We start from the raw sequence: 18,429 nt of genomic DNA, 5'->3' as shown, positions 1-18,429 counted from the left end.
TGCATGGGGCCGCAGTGGGGGGGGGGGGGGGTGGACGGAGCAGGCGGGAGGGGGCGCTGGAAGCCTGTTGCGGCGCCGACTGCGGCGTCGCCCCCGCCACCCTGTATCAGTTGCAAGCCATGTTTACGGTCGGCACCGTGCTGTCCTACCCGTATTTCGTCATCGACCTGGGCGAACGGCTCGGCGTCGGCGCGGCCACGGCGGGACTGTTGTTCGGTTTGCCGCACGCGCTGTTCCTGCTGCTGGCCTGGCCGATCGGCCGCACGCTGGGCTTTGGCAACGCCCGCGCCAGCCTGGCGCGCTACGCCGCGCTGACCTGCGCCGGGCTGCTGCTGCAGCTCGTCGCCGACGATCTGGCCTGGCTGGTCGGCGGCCGCCTGCTGATGGGCGTCGGCATGACCGGCGCCTACCTGTCCATCAATACCCTGGCCGCCGCCACCACCGTCGCCACGCAGGCGGGCAGCCATTTCGGCAAGCTCGAGGGCGCCAACAAATGGGGCGCCGTCGCCGCCGGCCTGCTGGCCAGCGTGCTGGTGGCGCCGCTCGGCTACGCCGCGCCGATGTGGCTGGGCTGCGCACTGCTGGGAATGCTATTTATATTTATGAATTGGAAAATGAGATGAATTCTCCGCTCTCGCCGACGCATCGGCAACATATCGAACGCGCCGCCTCGGGCGCCATGACACCGGCCGGCCAGCGGCGCCAGCGCGGCTACCGGTCGCCCCAGTTCGCCGAGGAACAGCATTGCCGGCTGCTCGTCAATTGCTACGCCCGCGAGGTGGCGATGCAAGAACACACGCTGGCGGTGCTGCCGGCCGCCCACGCGGCCGAGCGCCTGCCGACGCCGGCCGACTACCAGGGCCAGGTGCTCGACATCGCCCTGCCGCGCGTCGACAGCCGCCTGCGCGTCGGCGTGCTGCACGTCTCGGCCACCGGCAACTTCGACTACACCACCGAGGTGTTCGTCCAGCGCGGCCAGGGGGCATGGCGCGCGGCGGGCTGGGAAGCGCTGGCGCGCCTGATCATCGAAGACTTGTCGGCGCGCGCCAACACCGACTTCAACGCCGAACTGCTGCAGCAGATCGGCGACAGCATCGCCACTATGCGCGACTTGCTGGCCCGCCTGCCGGCGCCGCGCCGGCCCGGCGCGCCGGTCTCGCCGCTGCAAGCCTACATCGACAGCGAACAAAGCCTACTGACCGGCCACCCCTTCCACCCGGCGCCGAAAAGCCGCTCCGACTGGTCGCCCGACGAACAACGCCATTACTCGCCCGAGCACCAGGCGCGCCTGACGCTGCGCCACTTCCAGGTTCCGCGCGAGTGGATCGTCAGCGACAGCCTGGACCAGGTGCCGGCGAGCGAACTGCTGGACCAGTTGAGCGCGCACGGCCTACACGCCGACGCCGGCTGCGTGATCGTGCCGCTGCACCCCTGGCAGGCCGATTGGCTGGCGCGGCAGGACACCATCGCCGCCGCCATGCGCGACGGGCTGGTGCGCGACCTCGGCGCCCACGGCCTGCCCTTCCATCCGACCGCGTCGATCCGCACGCTGCTGGCCGAAAGCGCCGACTGTTTCCTGAAACTGTCGCTGAGCATGCGCATCACCAATTGCGTGCGCACCAATGCGCGCCACGAGCTCGAGAGCGCCCTGACCGGCACCCGCCTGTACCGCGCCATGAAGGCCGAGATGCAGGGCCATTTCCCGCGCTTCCACGTACTCGAGGAGCGCGCCTTCCTGACCGTGGCCATTCCGGGCGGCCACGGCGAACGGCACAGGGAGCTGGAAAACGGTTTCGGGCTGGTGGTGCGCGAAGGCCTGGGCAAGCTGATACGCGACGGCGTCAACCCCGTCATGTGCGCGGCGCTGTTTGGCAACGGCGAACACGGCCGGCAGCAGGTGTTCGCCCTGATCGAGCGTTTCGCGCTGCACCACGGCCACCCGCTGGAGCGCGCCGCCCGCCTGTGGTTCGCCCGCTATGCCGACGCGGCCGTCTATCCGATCCTGTACCTGCTGTTTGAAAAAGGCGTCGCTTTCGAGCCGCACATGCAAAACACCGTGGTCGGACTGGACCCCGACGGCGCGCCCAGCCATATCGTGCTGCGCGACCTGGAACTGACCCGGCTGGCGCCCAAGGCGCACGCGCTTGCGCGCGCCTTGGGCCTCGATCCCGCCACGCTGGAGCAGCTGTGCTGCAGCGACGAGCGGGCCTGGACGCGGATCGGCTACTGCCTGTTCGTCAACAACCTGTGCGAGGTCGTCGCCACCATTTCCAACGGCAACCACGCGCTGTATCTGGAACTGTGGGGAGTGCTGCGCCACACCTTGCAAAACTACCTGTTGCAATTTCCAAGTCCCGAGGCCAACCGCCGCATCCAGGGTTTGTTGGCGGGCGAGCCGCTGCCGGCCAAAGGCAATCTGCTGACGCGCTTCCTGCGCCAGGCCGATCGCCAAGCCAGTTATCTGCCGCTGTACCATCCGCTTGGCGTGGTCAACGGCGCACCGGCCGCGGCGAACTGACAACAGCGGCGCCATGTGTCACGGCGAAACAATTATTGCGAATCATTATCATTATCATTGATATTCACCGGCGCCGCGGTTATACTCGGCATCGGCCAATTACCATTTTCCAGCAATAAAAACCCGACGGAGGTGGCTTTGCCAGCCTCCGCTTTATTTCACATCGCCACTTCAAAAACTCAGCCTTTTCAAGCCATCCATGACGAATCATTGCCTCCAGCTCAAAACCATGCCAGCGCTGATTTCCGCGCTGTTCTTTTTCACCGCCGCGGCCCACGCCGAAGCGCCGCAGACCATGCCGCAAGTCGAGGTCAAGGCGCAGGCCGAGGGCGGCGACGCGCTGGTCAAAGGCGCGACCAAGACCAACACCAGCCTGCTGGAAACGCCGCAGTCGGTCAGCGTCGTCACCCAGGACGCGCTGCGCCGGCGCGGCGCCCTGAGCAGCAAGGACGCGCTTGAATATGTCAGTAGCGTGGTGGCCGGGCAAGGCGAAGGCCGGCGCGACGAATTCTACATCCGTGGTTTCTACTCGCTGCGCGACGCCAGCCTGGACGGCGTGCGCGACGACAACCTGTCTACGCGCGACCTGGCCACGACCGAGCAGATCGAAGTGATCAAGGGCGCGGCGGCGGCCCTGTACGGGCGCGGCTCGGCCGGCGGCCTGGTCAACCGCGTCAGCAAGAAGCCGCAAGCCAGGCAGGACAGCGAAGTGAGCGCGACGCTGGGTTCGGAGCGCGAACGCCGCGTCAGCGTCGACGTCGGCGGCGCCCTCGCCGACGGCGTCAACGCGCGCCTGATCGGCGTCTACGACGCCGGCGACAGTTACCGCGACGTGGTGCGCCACGAGCGCAAGCTGATCGCGCCGTCGCTCGCCTTCAAGCTCGGCTCGGGCAGCAACCTGTTGCTGCAGGCGGAGGTGCAGCGCGAAGACCGCACGCCGGACCGCGGCGTGCCCTCGCTCAACGGGCGCCCGCTGAACGTGGCGCCGAACACTTTCTACGGCGAAAAATTCGACTACACCAAAACCGATACCGAAATGGTCAAGGCCGCGCTGGAGCACCGCGTCAACGATACGATCAAGCTGAGCAACACCTTGCAGTACAGCCACGCCGACCTCGAAGGCGTCAACACCCGCAACCGCCGCGTCAACGCCAACGGCACCGTGTCGCGCCAGGTCACCTACTTCCCGCAGGAACAGCGCAATCTGATCAACCAGACCGAGCTGACCATCGCGCTGCAGAACCACACGATACTGGCCGGACTCGAACTGGCAAAGCAAGAGCGCGACGTCTTCACCGGCCAGACCGGCATCGGCTACCCGGTCAACCAGTACGCGCCGCAACAACTGCTGGCGGCGCCGGACTTCAAGAGCCTGCCGGTGGCGTTCAACAACCTGTTTGTCGCCAAGACGCAAGCGTTGTACCTGCAAGACCAGATCAACCTCGGCGCGCAGTGGAAGGCCCTGCTCGGCGTGCGTTTCGACCGCTTCCAGCAAGAACAAACTAACCGCCTGAAGAACAACGCGGTGGCCGAACGCGACGACAAGGTGTCGTCGCCGCGCCTCGGCCTGGTGTATCAGCCGCAGGAAAACCAGTCCTGGTATGTCAACCTGAGCCGCTCCTTCCAACCGGGCGGCGGCGATCTTTTATACTCGGGCAATACGCCGCTGGCGCAGGTGAAACCCCTGCAAACCGACCTGCAGGAAATCGGCTACAAGCGCGACTGGATGGGCAAGCGCCTGTTCACCACCGTCGCGCTGTTCCGCATCGAACAGCGCAACCAGTTGACGTTGGACCCGAGCGATCCCGCCGGCCTGCGCCGGCTGCAGGTGGGCAAGCAGCGCAACCAGGGCGTGGAAGTGGAATTGCAGGGCACGCTGTGGCAAGGCGGCCGCGTGAATGCCTCGTACACCTACAACGACGCGCGCATCGTCGCTTCGCACGACGTGAAAAGCGGCAACCGCGCCGAAATGACGCCGCGCAACCGCGCCAGCGTCTGGCTCGACCAGGCGCTGACGGACGTGTACAGCGTCGGCGTCGGCGTGCTCGCCAGCGGCGACCAATATGCGCTGACCGACAACGCCGTGCGCCTGCCGGGCCACGCGCGGCTTGACGCCGCGTTCAACTACCACCAGAAAAGCTACGACCTGAAGCTCAAGGTGAGCAACATCGGCAACACCCGCTACTACGAATCGGCGAACAACAACGTGCAGATCCAACCGGGCGCGCCGCGCAGCGTCAACCTGACCTTGACCAGCCGCTTCTAAGCATTGCGCCAGCGCATGCCGCGGGCCTGGCCCGCGGCGTCCAAGCGGCGCCGATTCCCCAGTCGCACTATATAATTGCCCCACCGCTACTGTAGCGGGGCAGTTAAACCATGCGCACACCATGAGCAGCAACAAAACCCGCGTCGGCGCCAACACCATCGCCGCCAACAAACTGATGGACCAGTTCGACGGCCACCACAGCGTGTGGCTGTTCGGCTACGGCTCGCTGATCTACAAGGCCGACTTCCCCTTCATCGAGCGGCGCCCCGCCAGCATCGCCAACTGGACGCGGCGCTTCTGGCAAGGCTCGCACGACCACCGCGGCACCGAGGCGGCGCCGGGCCGGGTCGCCACCATCGTGCCGGCGGACGGCGCCGTGTGCCACGGCATGGCCTATCTGGTCGCGCCGGAGGTGTTCGTCCATCTCGACTACCGCGAAAAGAACGGCTATTTGCGCCTGACCACCGCCATCGCCTTCGAGGAGGGCGGCCAAGTCGAGGGCCTGGTCTACATCGCCACCGATGACAACGAGGCTTTCCTCGGCGCCGCCTCCGAACTCGACATCGCCCACCACATTGCCCGCTCAAGCGGACCGAGCGGCCCGAACAGCGAGTATCTGATCCACCTGGCCATGGCGCTGCGCGAGCTGGGCAAGGACGATCCGCACGTGTTCGCCATCGAGGAACATCTGGCGCAGTTGGCCGCATCCGATGCCAGCGATATGAAGACTGTATAGGCCGACACCGCGTCACCGCCGCGGTCAACGCCGCACGTGACTGCCATATGCCATGGAGTCCCGCGCAATACTGCTCACTGGCCGCCTTCGGCCAGGAGCCACCCTTCTGTTTTATCCGGCAACGATACCATTGCTGAACCGCAGGTTCGCTCCGGGGCGGTTGCGCACGGTGTTGTTTAGCCGAACAGGTCGAGCTGCCCTTCCGACTTCCCCTTGGCCCTGGCGCCCAGCGGCGGCACCGCCAGCGGGCGCTTGAATTGCGAGGCGTCGAGCAGCTTGAAGCGGCTGCCCCTGGCGCTGTTCAGGCCGAGCCGCTTGACCGCCTTCTCGAAGCGCTGCCGGATCAGGTCCGCCCACACGCCCTCGCCGTGCATGCGGCTGGCGAAGCTGCTGTCGTAGTCCTTGCCGCCGCGCATGTCGCGCACGCGGTTCATCACGCGCTGGGCCCGGTCCGGAAAGTGCGCCTGTAGCCACTGCTGGAACAAGGGGTTCACTTCCCACGGCAGGCGCAGCACCACGTAGTGGGCGTGCAGCGCGCCGGCCTCGCAGACCGCTTCGAGCAGGCGTTCGATCTCCGGCTCGGTGACGAAGGGAATCACCGGGGCGATACTGACGCCGACCGGAATGCCGGCCTCGGTCAGCGCGCGGATGGTGCGCAGGCGCCGCGCCGGCGCCGCCGCGCGCGGCTCGAGCGTGCGCGCGATGGCCGGGTCGAGCGTGGTCACGGTGATGGCGACCGCCGCCTGGCGCTTCGCCGCCATCGCCGCCAGCAGGTCGATGTCGCGCTCGATCAGCGCCGATTTGGTGATCAGCGCCACCGGGTGTTCGCATTCGTGCAGCACTTCCAGCACGCGCCGGGTCAGCTTAAGCTCGCGCTCGCAGGGCTGGTAGGCGTCGGTGTTGACGCCCAGCGCAATCGGTTCGGGCACGTAGGACGCCTTGGCCAGTTCGCGCCGCAGCAGTTCGGGCGCGTTTACTTTGGCGAAGATTTTGCTTTCGAAGTCGAGTCCCGGCGACAGGCCCAGGTAGCTGTGGGTCGGGCGGGCGAAGCAATAGATGCAACCGTGTTCGCAGCCCCGGTAGGGGTTGAGCGAGACGTTGAACGGGATGTCGGGCGAGGCGTTGCGGCTGAGGATGGTTCTGGCCTGCTCGTCGGTAACGTGGGTTTTCCACGCCGGCGCGGCGCCGTCGGCGTCCTCACCGCCGTCCTCGTCGCCGTCGCTCCAGCCGTCGTCGAAATCCTCGCGCCCGTGCACTTCGTAGCGTCCCTGCAGGTTCGACACCGCGCCGCGCCCTTTTTTGGCTTTCAGCGGCTGCGGCGGCAGCATGACCTGCCCTTCTTCCTGTTCATTGTGGTCTGGCATTGCGCGCCCTTGATGCTGTATATTTATACAGTATATTATGCCAGTGACGGCACAATATCAAGCCTCGCGTTCACTTCACGCTGTCGTGACGTAGCGCAATTGCTGGGCCACAAAGCCGTCGAAGGCGTCGATCAGCGGCTGGAAACGGCGCCGGTCGTCTTCCAGTTGCATCAAGGCGTAGCAGGTCGCTTCCAACGTCGACAGCTGGTCCGGCGCGTGCGCCTTGCGGATCAGGTAGTGCGACGGCGGCGTGTCGCGCAGGGGCAGGCGCGGCAGTTGTTGCAGCAGAGGGTTGAGGTAGAGCATCTTGCGGCTTTTGCGCCAGGTGCCGTCGAGCACCACCAGGCACAGCGACGCCGCCTGGTCCGCCCAGCCGGGGTCGAACGGCGGCGGCGCCGGGATCCCCAGCGAATGGTCGCCGGCGGTGTCGGGATACAGCAGCACACTGCGTTTGCCCTCCAGCAGCGGCGCCAGTGCGGCCGGCGCGAAGGTTTCGCCGACGATCAGTTTGCTGCCCGGCAGGCTCAGATGCAGCAGGCGCGCGCTGCCCTTGGCGTTCGCCACTTCCAGCGGATGTTGCAGGATCAGCACCTCGAGCGCGTGCGGCACCGGGGCGATCCACCGGCAGATGCAGGTTTGTTGCGGGCGCAGGCAGACGGCGCAGCTGGGACGCCTGGCGCCGGTGCCGGTGTCGGTGCTCATCGCGTCAGTTGTGCGCGACGTGGATCAATTTGCTCGTATCGAAACCGAGCGCCTGGGCCTTGGCCAGCAAGCGGGCTTGGGTGGCCGGGTCCATGGTCGGGCTGCGCGAGAGCAACCAGAAGTAGGATTTGTCCGGCCCGCTGATCATCGAATAGCGGTAGTCTTTCTCGTCGAGGTCGAAAACGATGTAGGAACCGTAGAACGGCCCGAAGAACGACACCTTCAGGTAGCCCTGGTCCGGCGCGCCGACGAAATAAGCTTTGCCGACGGCCTCTTTCCATTGCTTATCGGCGCCCTTGTAGCCGCGATTGACGACTTTCAAGCCGCCGTCGTCGCGCAGGCTGTATTCGGCGCTGACCTGGCTCAGTCCGCGTTCGAACGAGTGGTCCAGGCGCGCGATTTCATACCATTTACCCAGGTATCTGGCGCTGTCGAACTGGCCAACCGGATAGATATTGTCGGGCCGGCCGACGCAACCCGTCAGCAGCAGCGCCAGAAGCGGCAGCATTTTCTTCATTGTGCATCCCTTGCGAACGGTCACGGCCGGAACTGGCGACGCGCATTGTAGCGCAGGCGCGCGCGGCGCCGCTGCGCGGCCGCCTTATTTCAGCAGGAAGCGCGCGACCAGCTCCTTGATCTCGCCGTTGCGTTTCATCTCGCGGATGACCGTGTTGAATTTCGCGATGAAGTCGTCGCGGTACGGGTATTGTGCCGGTTCGAGTGTGGTATAGCCGAGATAACCCTGCTCGGCGCTCAGTTCGGCCGTTTCGCTCAAAGCCAGCGAGGACGGCGTCATCAGGCCGGCCTTCTTGATGCGCTCGACTTCCCACTGGATCGACAGGCGGTCGTTGACATAGCAGTCGGTGCGCCCGAGCATCAGCTTGAGCAGGTTGGCGCGGCTGCCCTGGGCGGCGTCAACGCGCAGCTGGCCGGCCTTGACGGCGTCGTCGAAGGGCTTGCCGCCGATCAGGAAGCCGGCGTTCAGGCCGATGCGCAGCCCGAAGTAGTCGGCCGGCCAGTTTTTCAGGCTGCGTTTGGCGACCACGTCGGCGTTGCAAAACACCGCTAGTTGCTCGGTCAATATAGGCTCCGAGTACTTCACGTTGCGCCGTTCCTCGGGCCGGAAATACGGCGGGTACAGCGCGAAGGCCTCGCCCTTTTCCAGCATCAGCACGCCGCGCTTCCATGGCACCGGCACCAGTTGCACCTGGTACTCGGGCAGGTGGGCCAGCGCCTTTTGCACGATCAGCGTGTAGACGCCGGTCAGCTGGCCGTTTTCAACGTAGGAGTAAGGCGGATAGTTGTCGTCGGCGTAGATGGCCAGGCCGACCGGCGTGGCCGCCGCCGGGCGCCACGCGAGCGCGCCCAACAGCAGCCACAGCGCCGGCCAAAGCCGGCGCGCAGGGCGCGCCACAACGGGCGTGGAGCGGACGATCGCTGTCGATGAGCAAGTCTTCATGGCCCTAGGGTAGCACGACTGCGCGCCGACGGGGCATGCGACAACGACGGTCCGTTCGCTTAGGCGACCCTGTTGGTGGCCAGGTTCCAACCGCCCGAGGTGTTGCCGCCGGCGCCGCCGGTTACTTTTTGCTGCGTGTACTTCCACTTCACCATGGAAAACTTGATGCCGACGCTCTCGGACAGGATGTCGCCCTCGCTGACGCTTGGACTGATCGAGCCGATCAGCACGTTTTCGATCTCGATCTCAAAGTATTTGATGCGCTCGCCCTGGCCGTCGGCGCGCATGAACTCGAAGCGCGCGCGCGGGATCGTCTTGCCGGCCGAACAGGTCTGTAGCAGCATGGGCGAAGCCAGGTCGGATAGCTTGTCGAACGAAATGTCGCTGTGTTCGCAACGCTCGGCGGTGTGGCCGCCGCCGGTCGACGCGGTGGCCGACTTCGGCTGCGACACTTTCCACGCCACCGACTGGCACTCGATCCAGTCTTTGTGGGTGGCGTCGGTGGATTCGCCTTTGATGCCATCGATTTGCAGGTAGACGTCAATTGCCATAATAGTTCCTCGGTAGATGTTAAAGAAGTTAGGTCTTGGTCGACTGCGGCAACTCCGCGACCAAACGGAGGGAAACGGAGAGTTCGTCGAGCTGGAAATGCGGGCGCAGGAAGGACACGGCGCGGTACACGCCGGGGCGGCCCGGCACTTCCGACACTTGCACCGAGGCTTCGCGCAGCGGGAACTGGGCCTTCTGCTGCTGGCTGGCGTTGTCGTCGAGCAGCACGTACTGCGTCAGCCAGCGGTTCAGGAAGTCTTCGACGTTCGAGGCGGCGGTGAAGCTGCCGATCTTGTCGCGCATCATCGCCTTCATGTAGTGGGCGATGCGCGAGACGGCGAAGATGTATTGCAGTTGCGACGACAGCACGGCGTTGGCGTTGGCCGATTCGGAACTGTATTTCTTCGCCTTCTGGGCCGACTGCGCGCCGAAAAACGCCGCGTAGGAGGTGTTTTTGCAGTGCACCAGCGAAATGAAGCCGAGGTCGCTCAATTCCTTCTCGCGGCGGTCGGTGATGGCCACCTCGGTCGGACACTTCAGCGCCACCTCGCCCTCGTCGGTCTTGAAGGTGTGGGTTGGCAGGTCGTCGACCAGGCCGCCGCCTTCGACGCCGCGGATCGCCGCGCACCAGCCGAAGTCGTCGAAGGCGCGCGTCAGCCGGGTGCCGAAGGCGTAGGCGGCGTTGCACCACAGGTATTTGTGGTGGTCGCTGCCGTCGACGTCCTCGACGAAGTTGAAGCCCTCGGTGGTGGCGCCGTCCTTCGGGTTGAACGGCAGGCGGCCGAGGAAGCGCGGCAGCGTCAAGCCGACATAGCGTGAATCCTCGGACTGGCGGAAGGCTTTCCACTTGCCGTACTCGACGGTGTCGAACACCTTCGCCAAGTCGCGCGGCTTGCCCAGGTCGCTATACGTCTCCAGGCCGAACAACTCCGGCGCCGCCGACGTAATGAACGGCGCGTGCGAGGCGGCCGCGACGTGCGACATTTGCTCGATGAAATACATGTCTTCGGGCTGGCGGGTGATCTCGAAGTCGCCCAGCAGCGCGCCGAACGGGGCGCCGCCGAAGGTGCCGAACTCCTCCTCGTAGACTTGCTTGAACATGGTCGACTGGTCGAACTCCAGCGCGCTCTGGAAGTCCTTGACGAGCTCCTTCTTGGTGGCGTTGAGCATCTTGATCTTCAGGTTCTGGCCGGTCGGCGTGTTCTTCACCAGGTAATGCAGGCCGGTCCAACTGCTTTCCAGCGTCTGGAACTCGGGCGCGTGCATGATGGCGCTGAGCTGGCTGGAGATCAGGCGGTCCAGCTCGGCCATGCGGGCGTCGATGCTCGCGGCCAAGTTGTCCGACACCACCACGGTGCCGTCCATGACCTGGCTGACCAGTTCGGAAATGATGTCCTTGGCGCGGGCGTGCTCGACGCCCGACCTGGCCACCTTGCTCTGCTCGACGACGTGGTCGAGCAAGTCCGGCGCCGCCACCGCCGTGTTCGCTTGGGCCGACATATCAATCCTCCCGTTTCGCTGAGTTCGCCTGTAGCGCGGCCAGGCTGGCGGTGTTGCCCAAGACCTCGCCGAGCAGGTCCTCGAGCTTGTCGTTGCCGGCCAGCTTGTTGCGCAGGTCGGCCAGCTTGGTGCGCGCCTCTTGCAGTTTGCGCAGCGGCGCGACCTGGCGCACCACCGCCTCGGGGCGGAAATCGGCCATCGCCCGGAAGCGCAGGTCGACCTCGACGCCGCCGTCGCCGGCGCCGAGCAGATTCGCCACCCGGAAGGCGGCCGCCGGCGCGACCGCGGCCAACACCTCGTCGAAATTGTCTTGGTCGACGGCGACGAAGCCGCGCTCCCGCAGGCGCTTCCTCTCCAGCGCGGGATTGCCGCCGAAGTCGCCGACCACCCCGACCACGAAGGGCAGCTCCTTGTTTTCGGTGGTGTCGCCCACCTCCACGTCGTACGTCATCTGCACCCGCGGCGGGCGCACCTGTTGCAGCCGCTTCTGCACACTTTCACCTTTTGCCATGACATCTCCATTCATAACGTATGTAGTTTGCCCACCGCCAGCCGGGCGCTTGCCGGGGCTATTTGCCCAGGCCGCCGAACGGGTCAACGCCGCTGCCCTGCGCCGACGACTTGGCCGCTGCGGCACCCGCCCTCTTAACCGCAGCCTGGCGCCGGCCCGCCGTGCCGCTACCCAGCTGCGGCGCCTGCACGTCCTCGCCCAGGCTGGTGCGCAGCAGCTTGGACAACTCCTGCGCCTCGGAGCGCAGCGAGCCGTTCAGGTTGTTCTGCCGGGTCAGGTCGGTCAGCGCCTTGGTCGACAGGCGCAGCCCGCTGGCGGCGACAATGCTGTTGGCCAGCTTGTCCTCCGGATCGCGTTGCAGCGCCTCGAGGGCGTTGCTGATCGCGTCGCCGTAGTTGGTACGTTCGAACTTCATCTGGGCCAGTTGCAACCACGGCCCCTTGTCGGCCGGGAAGGTGTTGCCGGCACCTTTCAGCAGCGCCTGCGCCTTGTCGTACTGGCCCGATTTGGCGGCCGCGTCGGCCTCGCCCAGCGTGTGTTCAAGCGTCGCCGCCGGCGCCGGGCGCGCGCCGTCGGTGGCGGCGCAGGCCGCCAGCAACAGCATGCTGGCCAAGCCGGGTAACAGGGTGTGGAGTTTCATATTGGATATCCCATGTGGTGGAAAAGGCAGATCAAAACCAAGCATCCAGCGGCGCAGTAAAACTGCCTCGTGGAAACATTTGCATGTTGAAAGCAATCTTAACCGTGGCGTTAGGCGGCCCGTTGCGGTGAATCAGCAATGCAGTAGTTCCGCCAATACTCAGCGGTTTTCATCAGTTAAGCTGACGCAGCGCAGACTGCGTGCGCGCAAGCCTCGCAATGATTCCTATCGACAAGAATAAACTTGCGCATTCGCAAGTAACGCCGTGGACAACTCCGTTTAAATGACAGCACCGCGCAGCGTTTCCACAAGCGCATGACGTTTTTGACGGAGTAACTATGGGTGTACCACCGAAGGTAGTGCGGGGCGGAGGCCACTATCTGCGCCCCCGGCAAGGCCGCCAGCGCGGCTGGGGCCAGCGTGTCGCGCCGCGCGGCAACCAGCACAAGGCGGCGTTGCGCTCATGACGCGCCGGGTCTGCGGCGCGTCCGCGTGAAACGCTAGATCACATCTGGAGGTGATATTTTGCAACCGACCAAATCGACATCCCGCCCACCGAACCTGCTCGGCAAAGCGGCGCCGGACCCGGCCGACTACTGCCGGATTTTGGCCAGCATGGAGCATGGCTTCGTGCATACCGCCGCCGTCGCCGCGCGCGACCATGGCCGCGGCGGGGCGCTGGCACTTGCCGCCGTAATGCTGCTGGGCCTGCTGGGATGGCTGGCCTATCACCCCGCCGGCGTGCCGGCGAGCGCCGACGCGCCGCACATCGCCGCCGCGCCGGCCCCGCTGCTGCCAGCGGAGGCGCCGCACGTGCCGGCGATGGCGGCGACCATCAATGACCTCGTTGTGCCGATGCCGGCGCCGATAGCAGTGCCGCGCGCGCTCGCCGCCAACGCCGAGGCCGCCGCGCCGGCGTACACGGCGAAGTCGCCGCGGCCAGGCGCCGCGCCGGAAACCGACAGGGACGTGACCTTGCTGGCCGCCCTGCTCGCCCACGTCAAAGGCCAGGACGACTGACCGCGGTTTAGCGCAACGACTGCCGCCGTGCAACGATTAGCCGGCCATGGCGTCGTCCGCGATCGCGTGGCGGCAGCGCCAGCGCCGCCGCCGCGCCTGCCACGTTGGCGAATGTGCAAGAATGTACAATGCGGCATTCCAACCCCAACGACGACCTTCCTATGCCGCTCTCCATGTACCAATCCAGCGTTCCGGTTTTCACGCGCTACCTGCGCCAATTGTCGGCGCTGGTGCAACTGGCGGCCGACCACGCCGCGGCCGCCGACACCGGCCCGGCAACGCTGCTGCACACCCGCCTGGCGCCGGACATGAACCATTTTCTCAGCCAAGTGCAGACAACGGACGATTTCGCGCTGCGCACCTGCGCGCTGCTCAGCGGCACCGCCAAGCTCGACCACGGCCCGGACGAAACCGGTTTCACCGGCCTGCGCGCCCGCATCGCCCGCAGCGAGGCGCACCTGCGGGCGCTGGCGCCAGCCCTGTTCGAGGGCAGCGAAACGCGCATCCTGCACTCGCAGGCCGGCCAGGCCATGCTGGAGCTGGACGGCCAGACCTTCCTGCAACACTATGCGCTGCCGAACTTCTTCTTCCACCTGACGAGCGCCTACGCCATCCTGCGCCATCTCGGCGCCAGGCTCGGCAAGCAGGACTTCGACGGCTTCCACGACTATCCGCGCGCCTGACGGCGCACGGCCGCCGCAACCATTGCGGCGGCATTCGATTACCGCCGGAAAGTTAGTGTAAGCCGAGTTTGCTTTAGCACAAACCAGCGGCAACAATCCCGCCGTCCAGCCTGTCTATTCGCCGTTTCCCGCCCTAGAATAAATTATTACTTTGTTAATTCGAAGTATGGCAAGCCCCATCGGCCACGCGACCAGGATGGGGCGTCAGGCATCCGACGACACGCGGGCCGCACCACAGGGAGGCAATATCATGGACATGAAAAAAGAGCATCGGACCGGGAGCAACCTGGCCGAAATCGTCACCGACCTGCCGCTGATCATGAAGGGGCCGGACGCCATGGTGGAAGGCGCGGGCGAGCAATCGCTCGAGCTGAGCGGCGCGGCCTTCACCACCTACTACACCTGGCGGGCGAACGGCGTGCATCGCGCGGTGCGCTTCAACAACACCAGGGTCCTCGCCAATTCGCGCGTGTTGCTCAACATCAGCGAGTACAGCACCGACGCGCAGCACCGCTTCATCGGCGCGGCCCGCATGGCGGTCTACAACGTCGCCCCGTTCAACGGCGGCTTCTTCGCCTGGGTCGATATTTCATGGAGCAGCCCGCTGAACGTGCGCTTCGACGTCTTCGTCGATCCCTGAGCGTTGACGCGGCGTAGGGACGAAAAAAAAAGCACCCCGATTTCTCGCGGGTGCTTTTTTCTTGCTACGTGTTCTGGCTCCCCGACCTGGACTCGAACCAGGGACCTGCGGATTAACAGTCCGTCGCTCTACCAACTGAGCTATCAGGGAAAAGAGGCCATATTATATACGTCGATAGTTGACTTGTCCAGACCATGTTGATGCAACGAAATATAGCCGCCGTCCGTCCGCCGCCGCGCCCGAGGAAAACAGCGCACGATATCTCAAGAGCAAAACCGATCGCGCGCTTCCCGATGAATTTGATTGCAAGTCGGGCGAAACCGAGGCAGCATACCAAAACCGCCAAAATGGCGTTCAGCCAACCTTTTTGTCCGGAGGCCCCGTGTATCCACTGCCCGCCCCACTTTTGCTGCGCCCCGTGCGCGAAGACGACCACGCCTTCCTCGACGCGCTGTACGACTCCACCCGGGGCGACCTGAAGCAAAAGGATACCGACCCCGAGTTCGTCGGGCAATTGATCAAAATGCAGCAACAAATGCAGGCGCACGGCTTCCGCAATATGCACCCTGAAGCCGAATACATGGTGCTGGAGCGGCACGGCGAGCGCATCGGCCGCCTGGTCCTGGAGCGCGATAGCCGCAGCGCGCGCATCGTCGACATCGCCATCTGGCCGGCGGCGCAAAACCAGGGAGTGGGGAAAACCGTGTTGTCGGCGCTGCAAGCGTGGGCCGCCGCACGGCAATTGCCGCTGCTGCTCAACGTCAGCAAAGCCAACCAGCGCGCGCGCCGCCTGTATTTGGCGCTGGGCTTCCAGGCCGGCGCCGCCGATGAAGTCCAGCAAGAGATGAGCTGGAGCGCCGCGTAGGCGCCGCAGCGGTTTAAGCTAAGCACGGGTGAGCCGGCGCGCTCGCAACCGGCGCTGCGCTTTGTCCTCCCAGCTCGTCCAGTCCAGTCCACATCGGCCAGGCCACCAAGCGAATTGGATGGGTGAAGATCAACTGCCGGCGCAAGCAATCAGCGTATCCAATACCCCGGCCGCGCATAAATCATCTTTAGCCGCTCGACGAAAAAGCGCACCTTGGCCGGCAGGTGGCGCTGCTGCGGGTACACCGCCATGATGTTGTAGTCGGGCAGCGCGAAGTCGTCGAGCACGGTGATCAACTCGCCCGACGCCAGTTGCGACTGGATCTCCCAGGTCGAGCGCCACGCCAGGCCCAGGCCCTCGCTGGCCCAGCGGTGCAGCAACTCGCCGTCGTTGCAATCGAGGTCGCCCTCGACCCGCATCGTCACCGGCTTGCCGTTCTGCTGGAAGTACCAGCCGCGCTGCTGCCCGCCCTGCAGGTTGAAGGCCAGGCAGTTGTGCTGTTCCAGGTCGTCCAGCGTCTGCGGAATGCCCTTGCGGCGCAGGTAGTCCGGCGTCGCGCACACCACCCGCCGGTTGGTCGCCAGCTTGATGGCGACGAAGCTGGGGTCGATCGCGCCGCCGATGCGGATGCTCACGTCGTAACCCTCGCGCACCAGGTCGACCACCCGGTCGGTCAGGTTGAACGAAATCTTCACGTCCGGATGTTCGGCCAGGAACGCCGGCGCGTGCGGCGCCACGTGCGCGCGCCCGTACGCGGCCGGCGCCGACACCACCAAATGCCCGGTGGCCTTGTGCCGCCCCTCGGAAATAATCTTCTCGGCGCTGTCCAAATCGCTCAGCAAAGTCTTGCAGTGGTCGAGGAACACCGTGCCCTCCTCGGTCAGCCGCAGGTGCCGCGTGGTGCGGTGCATCAGCTTCACGCCGAGGCGCTTTTCCAGCGCGTCGATGCGCCGCCCCAGCATTACCGGCGTGATGTTTTGCCCCAGCGCCGCGCGCGCCAGGCTGCCGTGCTCGATCACGTCGACGAAGGCTTCTATCTGCTTTAGTTTGTCCATTTTCCGGCGCTCCCCGCATTTCCATTCAATACATCAGGTATCGAATAATACGATTTTTTGTCCCCTTATCAAACTATAAGTTTCGCCTTACGATGTATTTCATCGAAAAGCATTCACAACAGGAGATACCACCATGGCAAAAATGACGGCGGCAGAAGCAGCAATTTACGTCCTTGAAAAAGAAGGCATGACCCAGGCGTTCGGCATTCCGGGCGCGGCGATCAACCCGTTCTACGCGGCGATGAAAAAACGCGGCACCCTGAAGCACATCCTGGCGCGCCACGTCGAAGGCGCCGCCCACATGGCCGAGGGTTACACCCGCGCCGCCGCCGGCAATATCGGCATCTGCATCGGCACCTCCGGCCCGGCCGGCACCGACATGATCACCGGCCTGTACTCGGCCCAGGCCGATTCCATCCCTATCCTTTGCATCACCGGCCAGGCGCCGCGCGCCCGTCTGTACAAAGAGGATTTCCAGGCCGTCGACATCGAGTCGATCGCCAAGCCGGTCACCAAATGGGCCGTCACCGTGCGCGAACCGGCGCTGGTGCCGCGCGTGTTCCAGCAAGCCTGCCACCTGATGCGCTCCGGCCGTCCCGGCCCGGTGCTGATCGACCTGCCGTTCGACGTGCAGATGGGCGAAATCGAATTCGACCCGGACACCTACGAACCGCTGCCGATCTACAAGCCGGCCGCCAGCCGCGCCCAGATCGAAAAAGCCCTGACGATGCTGAACGAGGCCGAGCGTCCATTGCTGACCGCCGGCGGCGGCATCATCAACGCCAACGCCTCCGAATACCTGGTTGAATTCGCCGAACTCACCGGCGTGCCGGTGATCCCGACGCTGATGGGCTGGGGCACGATCCCCGACGACCACCCTTTGATGGTCGGCATGGTCGGCCTGCAAACCAGCCACCGCTACGGCAACGCCACGATGCTGGCGTCCGACTTCGCGATGGGCATCGGCAACCGCTGGGCCAACCGCCACACCGGCTCGGTCGAAGTGTTCACCAAGGACCGCAAGTTCGTCCACATCGACATCGAACCGACGCAGATCGGCCGCGTCTTCGGCCCCGACTACGGCATCGTCTCCGACGCCGGCTTGGCGCTGAAACTGTTCATCGAAGTGGCCAAGGAATGGAAGGCCGCCGGCAAGCTGAAGGACCGCAGCGCCTGGGTCGCCGAATGCCAGGAACGCAAGCGCACGCTGCAACGCCGCACCCACTTTGAAAACGTGCCGGTCAAACCGCAGCGCGTCTACGAGGAAATGAACAAGGTGTTCGGCCGCAGCACCCGCTACGTCACCACCATCGGCCTGTCGCAGATCGCCGCCGCGCAGTTCCTGCACGTCTACGAGCCGCGCAACTGGATCAACTGCGGCCAGGCCGGCCCGCTGGGCTGGACCATTCCCGCCGCGCTGGGCGTCGTCGCCGCCGATCCGAGCCGCGAAGTGGTCGGCATTTCGGGCGACTACGACTTCCAGTTCATGATCGAGGAACTGGCCGTCGGCGCGCAATTCAAGCTGCCGTACATCCAGGTGGTCGTCAACAACTCCTACCTGGGCCTGATCCGCCAGTCGCAGCGCGGCTTCGACATGGACTTCTGCGTGCAACTGGCGTTCGAGAACATCAACGCGCCCGAGTTGAACGGCTATGGCGTCGACCACGTCGCCGTCGCCGAAGGCCTCGGTTGCAAGGCGATCCGCGTGACCACGCCGGAAGGCATCCTGCCGGCGCTGCAAGAGGCGCGCGCCCTGGCCAAGCTGCACAGCGTGCCGGTGATCGTCGAGATCATCCTGGAACGCGTGACGAATATCTCGATGGGCACCGAGATCAACAACATCAACGAATTCGAAGACCTGGCCAAGGACAAGCTGGACGCCCCCACCGCCATCTCCCTGCTCGATTAATTGAAGGAAGCG

Annotated in this window: 18 protein-coding genes and 1 tRNA gene; 9 read left to right on the top strand and 10 right to left on the bottom strand. The window is 65.1% G+C overall.

Features of this window, described 5'->3' with window-relative positions:
• From ACFDR9_RS02485 to ACFDR9_RS02470, 4 genes are all read left to right on the top strand, one after another.
• Positions 1 to 623: MFS transporter (locus ACFDR9_RS02485; protein WP_409029937.1), on the top strand; the 623-nt coding region annotated here is incomplete at its 5' end.
• On the top strand, positions 620 to 2,518 hold the full coding sequence (locus ACFDR9_RS02480; RefSeq protein ID WP_409029936.1) for an IucA/IucC family protein: 1,899 nt from the start codon (positions 620 to 622) through the stop codon (positions 2,516 to 2,518). The genes ACFDR9_RS02485 and ACFDR9_RS02480, both read left to right, overlap by 4 nt.
• 199 nt (positions 2,519 to 2,717) lie before the next feature.
• The gene (locus ACFDR9_RS02475) at positions 2,718 to 4,784 is read left to right on the top strand and encodes a TonB-dependent receptor (RefSeq protein ID WP_409029935.1); all 2,067 of its coding nucleotides are present in this window, start codon (positions 2,718 to 2,720) and stop codon (positions 4,782 to 4,784) included.
• 121 nt (positions 4,785 to 4,905) lie between these two features.
• The gene (locus ACFDR9_RS02470) at positions 4,906 to 5,520 is read left to right on the top strand and encodes a gamma-glutamylcyclotransferase (protein ID WP_409029934.1); all 615 of its coding nucleotides are present in this window, start codon (positions 4,906 to 4,908) and stop codon (positions 5,518 to 5,520) included.
• A 176-nt stretch (positions 5,521 to 5,696) separates the two neighbouring features.
• On the opposite strand, the gene ACFDR9_RS02465 is transcribed toward ACFDR9_RS02470, so the two are convergent.
• From ACFDR9_RS02465 to ACFDR9_RS02430, 8 genes are all read right to left on the bottom strand, one after another.
• Positions 5,697 to 6,884: a PA0069 family radical SAM protein gene (locus ACFDR9_RS02465; RefSeq protein ID WP_409029933.1), complete on the bottom strand. Its 1,188-nt coding sequence runs from the start codon at positions 6,882 to 6,884 to the stop codon at positions 5,697 to 5,699.
• Positions 6,885 to 6,959: 75 nt separating this feature from the next.
• Positions 6,960 to 7,586: a tRNA-uridine aminocarboxypropyltransferase gene (locus ACFDR9_RS02460; RefSeq protein ID WP_409029932.1), complete on the bottom strand. Its 627-nt coding sequence runs from the start codon at positions 7,584 to 7,586 to the stop codon at positions 6,960 to 6,962.
• A gap of 4 nt (positions 7,587 to 7,590) precedes the next feature.
• Entirely contained in the window at positions 7,591 to 8,103 is a 513-nt protein-coding gene (locus ACFDR9_RS02455) for a lipocalin family protein (protein ID WP_017874678.1), read from the bottom strand.
• Positions 8,104 to 8,187: 84 nt separating this feature from the next.
• Positions 8,188 to 8,955 (bottom strand): substrate-binding periplasmic protein, encoded by a 768-nt coding sequence (locus tag ACFDR9_RS02450; protein WP_409029931.1) that lies wholly within the window; start codon positions 8,953 to 8,955, stop codon positions 8,188 to 8,190.
• Positions 8,956 to 9,104: 149 nt separating this feature from the next.
• The gene (locus ACFDR9_RS02445; RefSeq protein WP_017874676.1) at positions 9,105 to 9,596 is read right to left on the bottom strand and encodes a type VI secretion system tube protein Hcp; all 492 of its coding nucleotides are present in this window, start codon (positions 9,594 to 9,596) and stop codon (positions 9,105 to 9,107) included.
• Between the two features lie 28 nt (positions 9,597 to 9,624).
• Positions 9,625 to 11,094 (bottom strand): type VI secretion system contractile sheath large subunit, encoded by a 1,470-nt coding sequence (gene tssC, locus ACFDR9_RS02440; protein WP_409029930.1) that lies wholly within the window; start codon positions 11,092 to 11,094, stop codon positions 9,625 to 9,627.
• A 1-nt stretch (position 11,095) separates the two neighbouring features.
• Positions 11,096 to 11,605 carry a type VI secretion system contractile sheath small subunit gene (gene tssB, locus ACFDR9_RS02435; RefSeq protein WP_409029929.1) on the bottom strand — a complete coding sequence of 170 codons (510 nt, stop codon included), beginning with the start codon at positions 11,603 to 11,605 and terminating at the stop codon, positions 11,096 to 11,098.
• 58 nt (positions 11,606 to 11,663) lie between these two features.
• Positions 11,664 to 12,245: a hypothetical protein gene (locus ACFDR9_RS02430; protein ID WP_409029928.1), complete on the bottom strand. Its 582-nt coding sequence runs from the start codon at positions 12,243 to 12,245 to the stop codon at positions 11,664 to 11,666.
• A 525-nt stretch (positions 12,246 to 12,770) separates the two neighbouring features.
• Between ACFDR9_RS02430 and ACFDR9_RS02425 the strand changes: the two genes are divergently transcribed.
• The 3 genes from ACFDR9_RS02425 (at position 12,771) to ACFDR9_RS02415 (ending at position 14,588) form a co-directional block, all read left to right on the top strand.
• Entirely contained in the window at positions 12,771 to 13,265 is a 495-nt protein-coding gene (locus ACFDR9_RS02425; RefSeq protein WP_409029927.1) for a hypothetical protein, read from the top strand.
• Positions 13,266 to 13,393: 128 nt separating this feature from the next.
• Positions 13,394 to 13,948, top strand: coding sequence for a DUF1993 family protein (locus tag ACFDR9_RS02420; RefSeq protein WP_409029926.1), 555 nt, complete (start codon positions 13,394 to 13,396; stop codon positions 13,946 to 13,948).
• Between the two features lie 250 nt (positions 13,949 to 14,198).
• Positions 14,199 to 14,588 (top strand): hypothetical protein, encoded by a 390-nt coding sequence (locus ACFDR9_RS02415; RefSeq protein WP_409029925.1) that lies wholly within the window; start codon positions 14,199 to 14,201, stop codon positions 14,586 to 14,588.
• Between the two features lie 74 nt (positions 14,589 to 14,662).
• On the opposite strand, the gene ACFDR9_RS02410 is transcribed toward ACFDR9_RS02415, so the two are convergent.
• Positions 14,663 to 14,738 (bottom strand) — tRNA-Asn (locus ACFDR9_RS02410).
• Positions 14,739 to 14,970: 232 nt separating this feature from the next.
• Here ACFDR9_RS02410 and ACFDR9_RS02405 point away from each other — a divergent pair.
• Positions 14,971 to 15,453: a GNAT family N-acetyltransferase gene (locus ACFDR9_RS02405; RefSeq protein ID WP_409029924.1), complete on the top strand. Its 483-nt coding sequence runs from the start codon at positions 14,971 to 14,973 to the stop codon at positions 15,451 to 15,453.
• A 149-nt stretch (positions 15,454 to 15,602) separates the two neighbouring features.
• Here ACFDR9_RS02405 and ACFDR9_RS02400 read toward each other — a convergent pair whose 3' ends face one another.
• Entirely contained in the window at positions 15,603 to 16,508 is a 906-nt protein-coding gene (locus ACFDR9_RS02400; RefSeq protein WP_017874669.1) for a LysR family transcriptional regulator, read from the bottom strand.
• 133 nt (positions 16,509 to 16,641) lie between these two features.
• Here ACFDR9_RS02400 and gcl point away from each other — a divergent pair, with 133 nt between their 5' ends.
• Positions 16,642 to 18,417 carry a glyoxylate carboligase gene (gene gcl, locus ACFDR9_RS02395; protein WP_026132393.1) on the top strand — a complete coding sequence of 592 codons (1,776 nt, stop codon included), beginning with the start codon at positions 16,642 to 16,644 and terminating at the stop codon, positions 18,415 to 18,417.
• Positions 18,418 to 18,429 lie beyond the last annotated feature (12 nt).

Source organism: Janthinobacterium sp. CG_23.3, assembly GCF_046115965.1.
In the GTDB taxonomy this organism is placed as follows: Bacteria; Pseudomonadota; Gammaproteobacteria; order Burkholderiales; family Burkholderiaceae_D; genus Janthinobacterium.
The sequence above is the reverse complement of the archived record's forward strand: the minus strand, read 5'-3'. Positions and strand labels throughout refer to the sequence as shown.

What these genes read in the sequence shown, in the direction of transcription:
- gcl (WP_026132393.1), top strand. Translation starts at nt 16,642, where the DNA reads ATGGCAAAAATGACGGCGGCAGAAGCAGCAATTTACGTCCTTGAAAAA.
- ACFDR9_RS02475 (WP_409029935.1), top strand. Translation starts at nt 2,718, where the DNA reads ATGACGAATCATTGCCTCCAGCTCAAAACCATGCCAGCGCTGATTTCC.
- ACFDR9_RS02460 (WP_409029932.1), bottom strand. Translation starts at nt 7,586, where the DNA reads ATGAGCACCGACACCGGCACCGGCGCCAGGCGTCCCAGCTGCGCCGTC.
- ACFDR9_RS02420 (WP_409029926.1), top strand. Translation starts at nt 13,394, where the DNA reads ATGCGGCATTCCAACCCCAACGACGACCTTCCTATGCCGCTCTCCATG.
- tssC (WP_409029930.1), bottom strand. Translation starts at nt 11,094, where the DNA reads ATGTCGGCCCAAGCGAACACGGCGGTGGCGGCGCCGGACTTGCTCGAC.
- ACFDR9_RS02400 (WP_017874669.1), bottom strand. Translation starts at nt 16,508, where the DNA reads ATGGACAAACTAAAGCAGATAGAAGCCTTCGTCGACGTGATCGAGCAC.
- ACFDR9_RS02430 (WP_409029928.1), bottom strand. Translation starts at nt 12,245, where the DNA reads ATGAAACTCCACACCCTGTTACCCGGCTTGGCCAGCATGCTGTTGCTG.
- ACFDR9_RS02480 (WP_409029936.1), top strand. Translation starts at nt 620, where the DNA reads ATGAATTCTCCGCTCTCGCCGACGCATCGGCAACATATCGAACGCGCC.
- ACFDR9_RS02455 (WP_017874678.1), bottom strand. Translation starts at nt 8,103, where the DNA reads ATGAAGAAAATGCTGCCGCTTCTGGCGCTGCTGCTGACGGGTTGCGTC.
- ACFDR9_RS02470 (WP_409029934.1), top strand. Translation starts at nt 4,906, where the DNA reads ATGAGCAGCAACAAAACCCGCGTCGGCGCCAACACCATCGCCGCCAAC.
- ACFDR9_RS02445 (WP_017874676.1), bottom strand. Translation starts at nt 9,596, where the DNA reads ATGGCAATTGACGTCTACCTGCAAATCGATGGCATCAAAGGCGAATCC.
- tssB (WP_409029929.1), bottom strand. Translation starts at nt 11,605, where the DNA reads ATGGCAAAAGGTGAAAGTGTGCAGAAGCGGCTGCAACAGGTGCGCCCG.
- ACFDR9_RS02465 (WP_409029933.1), bottom strand. Translation starts at nt 6,884, where the DNA reads ATGCCAGACCACAATGAACAGGAAGAAGGGCAGGTCATGCTGCCGCCG.
- ACFDR9_RS02415 (WP_409029925.1), top strand. Translation starts at nt 14,199, where the DNA reads ATGGACATGAAAAAAGAGCATCGGACCGGGAGCAACCTGGCCGAAATC.